Here is a 12,107-nt window from a genome sequence, read left to right as displayed (position 1 = left end):
GAAGCGCTATGGCGCGGACATCTACGATATCTACGGGCAGGTGATTGAAGGCCAGGGGCGTCTGGCGTCGCTGCGCTTTGGCGGCGACGGCGATGAGCTCAAGCGCGGCGGCAAACCGCCGGTTAACCACGTCACCATTATCGCCCAGCAGGCGCAGCCGGTAGAGCTGGACGCCAACGGGGAGGGTACCGTCTCGTTACCCATTGGCGACTTTAACGGCGAACTGCGTCTGATGGCCCAGGCCTGGACCGATGATGATTTTGGCAGTAGCGAGAGCAAAATCATCGTTGCCGCACCGGTGATCACCGAGCTAAACACACCGCGCTTCCTGGCCAGCGGCGATAGCGCCAGGCTGACGCTGGATCTGACTAACCTCACCGATCGTCCGCAGACCCTGAACGTCGCCCTGACCGCTGGCGGTAATCTGGCGCTGGAAGGGGCCCAGCCGCAGCCGGTTACACTGGCCGCGGGCGAACGCTCGACGCTGTTTATTCCGGTGCGGGCGCTGGAGGGTTACGGCGAGGGCGAAATTGTCGCGCAGGTAAACGGCCTGACGCTGCCCGGCGAAACCTTTGCCCCGCAGCAGAAGAGCTGGAAAATCGGCGTGCGCCCGGCATTCCCGGCGCAGACGGTGAACACCGGCACGATGCTCAATCCGGGCGAAAGCTGGCATGCGCCGGAACAGCACCTGGCGAATTTCTCGCCGGTGACCTTACAGGGGCAGCTTCTGCTCAGCGGCAAGCCGCCGCTCAACCTGGCCCGCTACATTCGTGAGCTGCAGGCCTATCCGTATGGCTGTCTGGAACAGACCACCAGCGGTCTCTTCCCGTCTCTGTATACCAATGCCGCCCAGCTGAGCGCGTTAGGGATTAAGGGTGACAGCGACGAAAAACGTCGCGCGGCTATTGAGATCGGTATCTCCCGCCTGCTGCAGATGCAGCGTGACAACGGTGGCTTTGCCCTGTGGGATAAAAACGGTGAGGAAGAGTACTGGCTCACCGCCTACGTCACTGATTTCCTGGTGCGGGCGGGCGAGCAGGGTTACAGCGTCCCGGCTGAGGCCATTACCAACGCCAACAACCGCCTGCTGCGCTATCTGCAGGACCCGGGCATGATGGCTGTCCGCTACAGCGAGAACACCACCGCCAGCAAATTTGCCATCCAGGCCTATGCCGCGCTGGTGCTGGCTCGTCAGCAAAAAGCGCCGCTGGGGGCGCTGCGTGAAATCTGGGATCGTCATGGTCAGGCCAAATCGGGCCTGCCGCTGATGCAGCTTGGCCTGGCGCTGAAGCTGATGGGGGATGCGCCGCGCAGCCAGCAGGCGCTCGATCTGGCAATCAAAACGCCGCGCAGCGAAACGCAAAGCTGGCTGGCCGATTACGGCAGCCCGCTTCGCGATAACGCCATGATGCTCAGCCTGCTGGAAGAGTACAAACTGCTGCCGAACGCTCAGAATACGCTGCTGAATGTGCTTTCTGAGCAGGCGTACAGCCAGCGCTGGCTCTCAACGCAGGAGAGTAACGCTCTGTTCCTGGCGGGACGTTCCGCACAAAAACTCACCGGAGAGTGGCAGGCCACCACGTCGTTTAAAGAAGGCAATATGCGGGGAGACAAACCGCAGGTGCAAAATCTTAATGCCGATCAAGTGGCCGCCCTGCAGGTGACCAATACCGGCACTGCACCGCTGTGGGTGCGTCTGGACAGCAGCGGCTACCCGCAATATGCGCCGCAGCCCGCCTCGAACGTGCTGAAAATTGAACGACAGATTCTGGCCACCGACGGCAGCAGTAAGTCGCTCTCTTCCCTGAAAAGCGGCGAGCTGGTGCTGGTCTGGCTGACCGTGCGCGCCAGCAAGAACGTGCCGGATGCGCTGGTGGTGGATCTGCTGCCTGCGGGGCTGGAGCTGGAAAACCAGAACCTCGCCAGCAGCAGCGCCAGCCTGCAGGAGAGCGGCAGCGAGGTACAAAACCTGCTCAACCAGATGCAGCAGGCGGATATCCAGCATATGGAGTTCCGTGACGATCGCTTTGTCGCCGCCGTGTCGGTGAAAAATTATGAGACAGTAACGCTGGTCTATCTGGCCCGTGCCGTCACCCCGGGAACCTACGCGGTGCCGGTGCCGATGGTGGAATCCATGTACGTACCGCAGTGGCGGGCAACGGGTGCGGCCAGCGGCCCGCTAACAGTCGTTCCGTAACGTGCAGCTCCGCTCTCTGTTACGCTCCCGCTGGCTGTGGCTGGCGGGAGCGCTTCTTCTGGTATGGGGCGCCGTCGTGGCCGCCGATCGCCTGTGGCCGCTGCCGTTACACGAGGTCAACCCTGCCCGCGTGGTGGTGGATGAAAAGGGCATTCCGTTGTGGCGATTTGCCGATCGCGACGGGATCTGGCGCTATCCGGTCACCATCGAAGAGGTTTCACCCCGCTATCTTGAGGCGCTGATCCAGTATGAAGATCGCTGGTTCTGGGATCATCCCGGCGTTAACCCATTCTCTGTTCTGCGCGCCGCCTGGCAGGATCTGCTGGCCGGAAAGGTGATCTCGGGCGGCAGCACGCTAACGATGCAGGTGGCGCGACTGCTGGATCCGCATTCCCGTACGCTGGGGGGCAAAGTGCGCCAGCTCTGGCGGGCGCTCCAGCTGGAGTGGCACCTCTCCAAAGCTGAGATCCTGACGCTCTATCTGAACCGCGCCCCGTTTGGCGGCACGCTACAGGGCGTGGGGGCCGCCAGCTGGGCCTATCTGGGAAAATCCCCTGCGCAACTGAGCTACTCCGAAGCCGCCCTGCTTGCCGTTCTGCCCCAGGCGCCGAGCCGTTTGCGGCCGGATCGCTGGCCGCAGCGGGCAGAGGCGGCGCGTAACAAAGTGCTCAACCGGATGGCATCTCAGGGCGTCTGGTCCGCCCGCCAGGTCAAAGAGTCGCAGGAAGAGCCCGTCTGGCTGGCGCCACGCCAGATGCCGCAGCTGGCGCCGCTGTTCTCGCGCATGATGCTGGGCAAAAGCCGCGACAGCAAAGTGGTGACGACGCTGGATGCCACGCTGCAGCGTCAGCTGGAGGAGCTGGCCCTGAACTGGAAGTCCCGCCTGCCGCCCCGCAGCTCACTGGCGATGATCGTCCTGGATCATACCGATATGAAGGTGCGCGGCTGGGTGGGGTCGGTCGACATCAACGACGACAGCCGCTTCAGCCATGTGGATATGATCACCGCGATCCGATCCCCAGGATCGGTGCTGAAGCCCTTTATCTATGGCCTGGCGATGGATGAGGGGCTGATCCATCCCGCCTCGCTGCTACAGGATGTCCCGCGACGCACCGGCGATTACCGTCCGGGTAACTTTGACAGCGGCTTTCACGGTCCAGTGAGCATGAGCGAAGCGCTGGTGAGATCCCTGAACCTGCCCGCCGTCCAGGTGCTGGAGGCCTACGGGCCGAAGAAGTTTGCCGGAATGCTGCGCAACGCCGGTTTACCGCTTCTCCTGCCTGCGGGGGCTCAGCCGAACCTGTCCCTGATTCTCGGGGGCGCCGGGGCGCGTCTGGCGGATATCGCCGCGGCATACAGCGCGTTTGCCCGTCAGGGTCGGGCAGGGAAGCTGCGCCTGAAACCCGACGACCCGCTGCTGGAACGGCCTCTACTCTCGCCTGGGTCCGCGTGGATCATCCGACGCATTCTTGCCAGTGAGGCGCAGCCGTTACCCGACAGCGCGCTTGCTCAGGTAGTGCCCCTGGCAATAAAAACCGGCACCAGCTATGGCTATCGCGATGCGTGGGCGATAGGGCTGAATGCGCGCTACGTCATCGGGGTCTGGACCGGCAGGCCGGACGGCACCCCGGTGGCCGGGCAGTTTGGTTTTGCCAGCGCCGTGCCGGTGTTAAATCAGGTTAATAACCTGCTGCAGTCGCGATCGGCGCTGGATGAGGCGCGTCTGCCGCGCGATCCGCGCCCGGCCTCCGTTAGCCGCGGGGTGATTTGCTGGCCGGGCGGGCAGTCGCTGCCAGACGGGGACAGCAACTGCCGCCGTCGACTCGCGACGTGGCTGCTCGAAGGGAGCCAACCGCCGACGCTGTTACTGCCGGAGCAGGAGGGCATCCGCGGCATTCATTTTCCGATCTGGCTGGATAACAGCGGTAAGCGGGTGGCGGCAGACTGCCCGCAGGCGCAGGAAAAAAGCGTCGACGTCTGGCCGCTGCCGCTGGAGCCGTGGCTGCCCCAGGCAGAGCGACGGTCTGCCCGCATCCCGCCCGCGTCTGCAACCTGTCCGCCGCTCGGTCAGACCTTCCCGGCGCCGCTGCTGCTCTCCGGCATTCGTCAGGGGGCAGTGATTAAGCGTTTGCCGGGCGAGTCGCGCGTCTCGCTGCCTCTGCTGGTCAGCGGCAGCGAGGGACCGCGCTGGTGGTTTCTGAATGGCGAACCGCTGAATGTCCAGGGGCGAATGTATACGTTGCAGCTTGTAAATGCAGGAGATTATCAGCTACTGGTAATGGATGAGGCGGGGCAGGTGGCGACTGTGGATTTCACGCTGCAATAGATAAAAGGTGTTTTGACGACGATCTGTTGTTAAAACTCGTCTTATTTTAAAAAAATGTTACATGCATCCATAGGCAATGGCGCCAATGCTCATTATAATCCGCGCCATATATTTCGCATGAATGCAAAACAACAGAACAAATCACAGAGGTAATCATGGCTATTGAACGTACTTTTTCCATCATCAAACCAAACGCGGTGGCAAAAAACGTTATTGGCAGCATCTTTGCGCGCTTTGAAGCGGCAGGGTTCAAAATTGTTGGTACCAAAATGCTGCATCTGACCGTTGAGCAGGCTCGCGGTTTCTATGCTGAGCACGAAGGTCGCCCATTCTTCGACGGCCTGGTTGAGTTCATGACCTCTGGCCCAATCGTGGTTTCCGTTCTGGAAGGCGAAAATGCCGTTCAGCGTCACCGCGATCTGCTGGGTGCCACTAACCCGGACAACGCGCTGGCAGGTACACTGCGTGCAGACTACGCTGACAGCTTCACCGAGAACGGCACCCACGGTTCCGACTCCGTAGAATCTGCTAAACGCGAAATCGCCTACTTCTTCGCTGAAGGCGAAGTGTGTCCGCGTACCCGTTAATATAACGGTTTCGTTTACACATTATTTTCGTAAATGCCGCGTGCAAACGTGGCATCCCTGCACCAGACTTTGTACAATGTAACGCCCCGGATGAGCCGATCGCTTTCCGGGGCGTTTCTTTTCAACCCTCCACGGGCCATAACGTGTAACAACGAGGCCGGAATATATTATGTCTGAATTAGTTAACACCTCCGAAGTCGCCATTCCTGCGGTTCCGAATAAAAATGGAAAAATCAACCTGCTGGATTTGAACCGTCAGCAGATGCGCGAGTTCTTCAAAGAGATGGGCGAAAAGCCGTTTCGTGCCGACCAGGTCATGAAATGGATGTACCACTATTGCAGCGACAACTTTGATGAGATGACCGACATCAACAAAGTGCTGCGCAACAAGCTGAAAGAAGTGGCCGAAATCCGCGCGCCGGAAGTGGTGGAAGAGCAGCGTTCCGCTGACGGCACCATCAAATGGGCGATTGCGGTTGGCGATCAGCGTGTTGAAACGGTTTATATCCCGGAAGACGATCGCGCTACCCTCTGCGTCTCCTCTCAGGTGGGTTGTGCGCTGGAGTGTAAATTCTGCTCCACGGCGCAGCAGGGCTTTAACCGTAACCTGCGCGTGTCAGAGATCATCGGCCAGGTGTGGCGTGCGGCGAAAATCGTCGGTGCGGCAAAAATCACCGGCACCCGTCCAATCACCAACGTGGTGATGATGGGGATGGGCGAGCCGCTGCTGAACCTGACCAACGTGGTTCCGGCGATGGAAATCATGCTCGACGACTTCGGTTTTGGCCTCTCCAAACGTCGCGTCACACTCTCTACCTCAGGCGTTGTTCCCGCGCTGGATAAGCTCGGCGATATGATTGACGTGGCGCTGGCGATTTCGCTGCATGCGCCAAACGATACCATCCGCGATGAGATCGTGCCCATCAACAAGAAGTACAACATTGAGACCTTCCTGAACTCGGTTCGTGGCTACATTTCGAAGTCCAACGCCAACCAGGGTCGCGTCACCATTGAGTACGTCATGCTGGATCACGTCAACGACGGTACCGAACATGCCCACGAGCTGGCGGCACTGTTGAAAGACACGCCGTGCAAGATCAACCTCATCCCATGGAACCCGTTCCCGGGCGCGCCGTATGGCCGTAGTTCAAACAGCCGTATCGACCGTTTCTCCAAGGTTCTGATGGAGTATGGTTTTACCACTATCGTGCGTAAAACCCGTGGTGATGATATTGATGCCGCCTGTGGTCAGTTGGCCGGTGATGTTATCGACCGCACCAAGCGTACACTGCGTAAACGCATGCAGGGCGACGCCATCGCGATCAAGTCCGTGTAATTATTATGCCGTCACGGCGCGTCTATTGCGCCGTGGCGGCTACGGATGCGAATAAACAGTCATTGCGCCGGCATATGGGTAATAATTACGGTGCGTTTTATATGACTTTGAGGCAGTATGTAACGATGCAACAACAGTTTAGTCTCACTGCCAGACCGCCTCTGTCAACGATAACCTGACAGCATTGGGCGGGGTTATTAAGGTTAACTGACCAGAAGTTTCGCGGTGCAGGTGGCATTGTGACTCACCGGCGCCAGGATACTCACTTTTCACGTACCAGTAGTTGTAGCGAATGAATACTGAAGCCACTCACGACCAAAATGCAGCACTTTCCACTGGCGTACGTCTTCGTAACGCCCGTGAACAACTTGGACTAAGCCAGCAAGTCGTTGCGGAGCGCTTATGTCTGAAGGTTTCCACGGTCCGCGATATTGAAGAAGATAAGGCTCCTGCCGATCTTGCTTCAACGTTTCTGCGTGGTTATATCCGCTCCTATGCGAAACTGGTTCATATCCCTGAAAACGAACTGCTGCCAATGATGGAAAAACAGGCACCGGTCAGAGCGGCGAAAGTCGCGCCGATGCAGAGTTTTTCGCTGGGCAAACGCCGTAAAAAACGTGATGGCTGGCTGATGAGTTTCACCTGGCTGGTGCTGTTTGTGGTCATCGGCCTGACGGGCGCGTGGTGGTGGCAGAACCATAAAGCGCAGCAGGAAGAGATCACCACCATGGCCGATCAAACTTCCGCCGAGCTCAATAACTCAGCGGGCGATGGTGCCCAGAGCATCCCGCTGAATACCGACGCCTCTGCAAGCGCCAGCGATTCACAGACGCCAGCAACCGGCACTCAGGATATGGCAACGGCGCAAACTGCTGCGCCAGCCGCGGATCAGACGGCGCAGGCACCGGCAGACAATGCGGTGGTGTCGCCTTCTCAGGCTAACGTCGAGACTGCGCCTGCAACCGCACCTGCAGCGACGGCGGATGCCACTCAGACCTTACCTGCCGATCCGGCAGGCGTGTCGGCAGCACCTGTTGACCCGAACGCGCTGGTGATGAACTTCACCGCCGACTGCTGGCTGGAAGTGACCGATGCGACGGGCAAAAAGCTGTTCAGCGGTCTGCAGCGTAAAGACGGTAATTTAAACCTGACAGGCCAGGCGCCGTACAAACTCAAGATTGGTGCTCCGGCTGCGGTCCAGATCCAGTTCCAGGGTAAACCTGTCGATCTGAGCCGTTTTATCAGAACTAACCAGGTTGCGCGTCTGACCGTAAATGCCGAACAATCAGCAGCACAGTAAGTAACGGACAGGCAACACGGGAGATTTTTCATGCATAACCAGGCTCCTATTCCACGTAGAAAATCGAAACGTATTTACGTCGGAAATGTGCCAATCGGCGATGGTGCGCCCATCGCCGTTCAGTCGATGACCAACACCCGCACCACGGATGTGGAAGCGACGGTCAATCAGATCAAAGCGTTAGAACGCGTAGGTGCGGACATTGTTCGCGTTTCCGTGCCAACGATGGATGCGGCAGAAGCATTCAAACTCATCAAGCAGCAGGTCTCTGTTCCGCTGGTTGCCGATATTCACTTCGATTACCGCATCGCGCTGAAAGTGGCGGAATACGGTGTCGATTGTCTGCGTATCAACCCCGGCAATATCGGCAGCGAAGAGCGTATTCGTGCGGTGGTGGATTGCGCCCGCGATAAAAACATCCCCATCCGTATCGGCGTGAACGCCGGTTCTCTGGAAAAAGATCTGCAGGAAAAGTATGGCGAACCGACGCCGCAGGCGCTGCTGGAATCGGCCATGCGTCATGTGGATCATCTCGATCGCCTGAACTTCGATCAATTCAAAGTCAGCGTGAAAGCCTCTGATGTTTTCCTTGCCGTTGAATCCTATCGTCTGCTGGCGAAGCAGATCGATCAGCCGCTGCACCTGGGGATCACCGAAGCCGGTGGCGCGCGCAGTGGGGCGGTGAAGTCAGCCATTGGCCTCGGCCTGCTGCTGAACGAAGGCATTGGCGATACCCTGCGCGTCTCGCTGGCCGCCGATCCGGTCGAAGAGATCAAAGTCGGTTTCGATATTCTGAAATCCCTGCGTATCCGCTCCCGTGGCATCAACTTTATCGCCTGCCCGACCTGTTCGCGTCAGGAGTTTGATGTCATCGGTACCGTGAATGCCCTTGAGCAGCGTCTGGAAGATATCATCACCCCAATGGATGTCTCGATTATCGGCTGCGTGGTAAACGGTCCGGGTGAAGCGCTGGTGTCAACGCTTGGTGTAACGGGCGGCAACAAGAAAAGTGGTCTCTATGAAGATGGCGTTCGCAAAGATCGTCTGGATAATAGCGACATGATCGATCAGCTTGAAGCCCGAATCCGCGCCAAAGCGACCATGCTTGATGAAGCGCAGCGCATCAGCGTGCACCAGGTCGAAAAATAACGTGATGGGAAGCGGTATGCTTCCTGTGTATGATTGAACCCTTCGGTTATGAACCCCAGGGTTCATTTTTGTCTATAGAAAGAGAACAAACGTGGCAAAGAATATTCAAGCCATTCGCGGCATGAACGATTATCTGCCTGCCGAGACCGCCATCTGGCAGCGCATTGAAGGCACCCTGAAGCAGGTGCTCGGCAGCTACGGTTACAGCGAAATCCGTTTGCCGATTGTAGAGCAGACCCCGTTATTCAAGCGCGCTATCGGCGAAGTGACCGATGTGGTTGAAAAAGAGATGTATACCTTTGAGGATCGTAACGGCGACAGCCTGACTTTACGTCCGGAAGGTACGGCGGGCTGTGTTCGCGCCGGCATCGAGCATGGTCTCCTGTACAATCAGGAGCAACGCCTGTGGTATATCGGCCCGATGTTCCGCCACGAACGTCCGCAGAAGGGTCGCTACCGCCAGTTTAACCAGCTGGGTGTCGAAGCCTTTGGCCTGCAGGGTCCGGATATCGACGCTGAGCTGATCATGCTTACCGCGCGCTGGTGGCGTGCGCTGGGCATCGCCGAACATGTTACGCTGGAGCTGAACTCTATCGGTTCTCTTGAAGCGCGCGCGAACTACCGCGATGCGCTGGTGGCCTTCCTGGAACTGCACAAAGAGAAGCTGGACGAAGACTGCAAACGTCGTATGTACAGCAACCCGCTGCGCGTGCTGGACTCCAAGAACCCGGACGTGCAGGCGCTGCTGAACGATGCGCCTGCGCTGGGTGATTACCTGGATGACGACTCCCGCGAACACTTTGCTGGTCTGTGCAAACTGCTGGAAGCTGCCGGTATTACCTATACGGTTAACCAGCGCCTGGTACGTGGCCTGGATTACTATAACCGCACCGTCTTTGAGTGGGTCACTACCAGCCTGGGTTCCCAGGGGACTGTCTGTGCCGGTGGCCGTTATGACGGTCTGGTTGAGCAGTTAGGCGGTCGCCCTGCACCTGCTGTTGGCTTCGCCATGGGCCTTGAGCGACTTGTTTTGTTAGTTCAGGCAGTTAATCCGGAATTTAAAGCCGATCCTGTTGTCGATATATACCTGGTAGCCTCAGGCGCGGAAACGCAGTCTGCGGCAATGCAGCTTGCCGAACGCGTGCGCGATGCGCTCCCGGAGGCTAAGCTGATGACCAACCACGGCGGCGGCAACTTTAAAAAACAGTTCGCCCGTGCCGATAAGTGGGGCGCGCGTATCGCACTGGTACTTGGCGAGTCAGAAGTGGCTAACGGCGAAGTGGTAGTGAAAGATCTGCGCTCTGGTGAGCAAACAACGGCAACGCAGGACGGCGTTGCGGCGCACTTGCGCACTCTACTGGGCTAAGGAGAAGGACTGCGTGGAAATTTACGAGAACGAAAACGACCAGGTTGATGCACTGAAACGCTTCTTTGCTGAAAACGGCAAAGCCCTGGCTGTTGGGGTCATTTTAGGTGTGGGCGCCCTGGTGGGCTGGCGTTACTGGAACAATCATCAGGTCGACTCTGCCCGTGGTTCTTCCTTACAGTATGAAAATACCGTTAGCGCAATCCGCGCCGATCAGCCACAAACGCTGGCGGCGGCAGAGAAATTTGCCGCAGACAACAAAAACACCTACGGTGCGCTGGCTTCCCTGGAAGTGGCTCAGCAGTTTGTTGATAAGAATGAACTGGACAAAGCGGCAGCCCAGCTGCAGCAGGGTCTGGCATCAGCAAGCGACGATAATCTGAAAGCGGTTATCAACCTGCGTCTCGCCCGTATTCAGGTTCAGCAGAAAAAAACTGACGACGCGCTGAAAACGCTGGACAGCGTTAAAGGTGAAGGTTACGCCGCCATTGTTGCCGACCTGCGTGGCGAAGCATTGCTGAGCAAAGGTGACAAACAGGGCGCGCGCAGCGCGTGGGAAGCGGGCGTGAAAAGCAACGCTTCGCCAGCGCTGAGCGAAATGCTGCAGATGAAAATAAATAATTTGTCCGTCTGAGAGGGACCCGATGCAATTGCGTAAATTACTTCTGCCAGGACTGCTTTCCGTTACGTTATTGAGCGGCTGTTCACTGTTCAGCGGTGAAGAAGATGTCGTGACCATGTCGCCACTGCCGACGGTTGAAAACCAGTTTGAACCTTCTACCGCCTGGAGCACCTCCGTGGGCGACGGGATTGGTGATTTCTACTCTAACCTGCATCCGGCTTCTGCGGACGGCGTTGTCTATGCGGCTGACCGTAAAGGCACGGTGAAAGCCCTGAATGCCGACGACGGCAAAGAAGTGTGGTCGGTTAACCTCGCAGAAAAAAGCGGCTGGCTGTCACGCACGCCTGCGCTGCTCTCCGGCGGTGTAACGGTCGCCGGTGGCCATGTCTATATCGGCAGCGAGAAGGCACAGGTCTATGCTCTTAACGCCAGCGATGGCTCCATTGCCTGGCAGACCCGCGTGGCGGGCGAATCGCTCTCTCGTCCGGTCGTCAGCGACGGCATGGTGCTGGTGCATACCGCAAACGGTCAGCTGCAGGCGCTGAATGAAACTGACGGCGCGGTGAAATGGACCGTGAACCTGGATATGCCTGCGCTCTCCCTGCGCGGCGAATCGGCTCCGGCTACCGCGTTTGGCGCCGCCATTGTCGGCGGTGATAACGGTCGCGTTAGCGCCGTACTGATGCAGCAAGGTCAGCTGATCTGGCAGCAGCGTATCTCTCAGGCTACCGGTCCGACCGAAATCGACCGTCTGAGCGACGTCGATACCACGCCGGTTATCGTGAATGGCGTTGTGTATGCGCTGGCCTATAACGGCAACCTGACCGCGATGGATCTGCGTAGTGGGCAAATCATGTGGAAACGTGAGCTGGGCTCGGTGAACGATTTCATCGTTGACGGCAACCGCATCTACCTGGTCGATCAGAACGATCGCGTGCTGGCCCTGAGCACTGAAGGCGGCGTGACGCTGTGGACGCAAAGCGATCTGCTGCACCGTCTGCTGACCGCGCCGGCACTCTATAACGGCAGCCTGGTGGTGGGTGATAGCGAAGGCTATATGCACTGGATCGATCCGAGCAACGGTCGTTTTGTCGCGCAGGAGAAGGTCGACAGTTCCGGCTTCCTGACCGAGCCGGTATCGGTTGACGGTAAACTGCTGATCCAGGCAAAAGACGGCACGCTGTACGCGATCACGCGTTAATCACCGCGGTTGTAGTATACTCA

At 58.3% G+C, this 12,107-nt stretch carries 9 protein-coding genes; all 9 read left to right on the top strand.

All coding sequences use genetic code 11. The features are described 5' to 3' along the window. Window positions 1-2,197 (top strand): alpha-2-macroglobulin family protein (locus tag WFM46_RS14950; RefSeq protein WP_336997935.1); only part of this gene is annotated, 2,197 nt, incomplete at its 5' end. A gap of 1 nt (window position 2,198) precedes the next feature. Next, the gene (gene pbpC / locus WFM46_RS14945; RefSeq protein ID WP_336997934.1) at window positions 2,199-4,523 is read left to right on the top strand and encodes a peptidoglycan glycosyltransferase PbpC; all 2,325 of its coding nucleotides are present in this window, start codon (window positions 2,199-2,201) and stop codon (window positions 4,521-4,523) included. A gap of 155 nt (window positions 4,524-4,678) precedes the next feature. Beyond that, complete coding sequence (gene ndk, locus WFM46_RS14940; RefSeq protein ID WP_039029721.1) at window positions 4,679-5,110, top strand: nucleoside-diphosphate kinase; 432 nt, start codon at window positions 4,679-4,681, stop codon at window positions 5,108-5,110. A 169-nt stretch (window positions 5,111-5,279) separates the two neighbouring features. Then, on the top strand, window positions 5,280-6,446 hold the full coding sequence (locus WFM46_RS14935; protein WP_103180711.1) for a bifunctional tRNA (adenosine(37)-C2)-methyltransferase TrmG/ribosomal RNA large subunit methyltransferase RlmN: 1,167 nt from the start codon (window positions 5,280-5,282) through the stop codon (window positions 6,444-6,446). A 292-nt stretch (window positions 6,447-6,738) separates the two neighbouring features. Continuing rightward, window positions 6,739-7,746: a cytoskeleton protein RodZ gene (gene rodZ / locus WFM46_RS14930; RefSeq protein WP_103180710.1), complete on the top strand. Its 1,008-nt coding sequence runs from the start codon at window positions 6,739-6,741 to the stop codon at window positions 7,744-7,746. A gap of 30 nt (window positions 7,747-7,776) precedes the next feature. Continuing rightward, window positions 7,777-8,895, top strand: coding sequence for a flavodoxin-dependent (E)-4-hydroxy-3-methylbut-2-enyl-diphosphate synthase (gene ispG, locus WFM46_RS14925; RefSeq protein WP_103824628.1), 1,119 nt, complete (start codon window positions 7,777-7,779; stop codon window positions 8,893-8,895). A 91-nt stretch (window positions 8,896-8,986) separates the two neighbouring features. Then, the gene (gene hisS, locus WFM46_RS14920; protein ID WP_336997933.1) at window positions 8,987-10,261 is read left to right on the top strand and encodes a histidine--tRNA ligase; all 1,275 of its coding nucleotides are present in this window, start codon (window positions 8,987-8,989) and stop codon (window positions 10,259-10,261) included. A gap of 13 nt (window positions 10,262-10,274) precedes the next feature. After that, window positions 10,275-10,895 (top strand): YfgM family protein, encoded by a 621-nt coding sequence (locus tag WFM46_RS14915; protein ID WP_103180707.1) that lies wholly within the window; start codon window positions 10,275-10,277, stop codon window positions 10,893-10,895. Window positions 10,896-10,905: 10 nt separating this feature from the next. Then, the gene (gene bamB, locus WFM46_RS14910; RefSeq protein WP_103180706.1) at window positions 10,906-12,084 is read left to right on the top strand and encodes an outer membrane protein assembly factor BamB; all 1,179 of its coding nucleotides are present in this window, start codon (window positions 10,906-10,908) and stop codon (window positions 12,082-12,084) included. The last annotated feature ends 23 nt before the right edge of the window (window positions 12,085-12,107 follow it).

It is taken from the genome of Leclercia sp. M50 (genome assembly GCF_037150775.1).
GTDB lineage: Bacteria > Pseudomonadota > Gammaproteobacteria > Enterobacterales > Enterobacteriaceae > Enterobacter.
Note: the sequence above shows the minus strand (reverse complement) of the source record. Positions and strands in the feature narration are given on the sequence as shown.

Coding starts and splice junctions, on each gene's coding strand:
- ndk (WP_039029721.1), top strand. CDS start 4,679: ATGGCTATTGAACGTACTTTTTCCATCATCAAACCAAACGCGGTGGCA.
- WFM46_RS14935 (WP_103180711.1), top strand. CDS start 5,280: ATGTCTGAATTAGTTAACACCTCCGAAGTCGCCATTCCTGCGGTTCCG.
- rodZ (WP_103180710.1), top strand. CDS start 6,739: ATGAATACTGAAGCCACTCACGACCAAAATGCAGCACTTTCCACTGGC.
- ispG (WP_103824628.1), top strand. CDS start 7,777: ATGCATAACCAGGCTCCTATTCCACGTAGAAAATCGAAACGTATTTAC.
- bamB (WP_103180706.1), top strand. CDS start 10,906: ATGCAATTGCGTAAATTACTTCTGCCAGGACTGCTTTCCGTTACGTTA.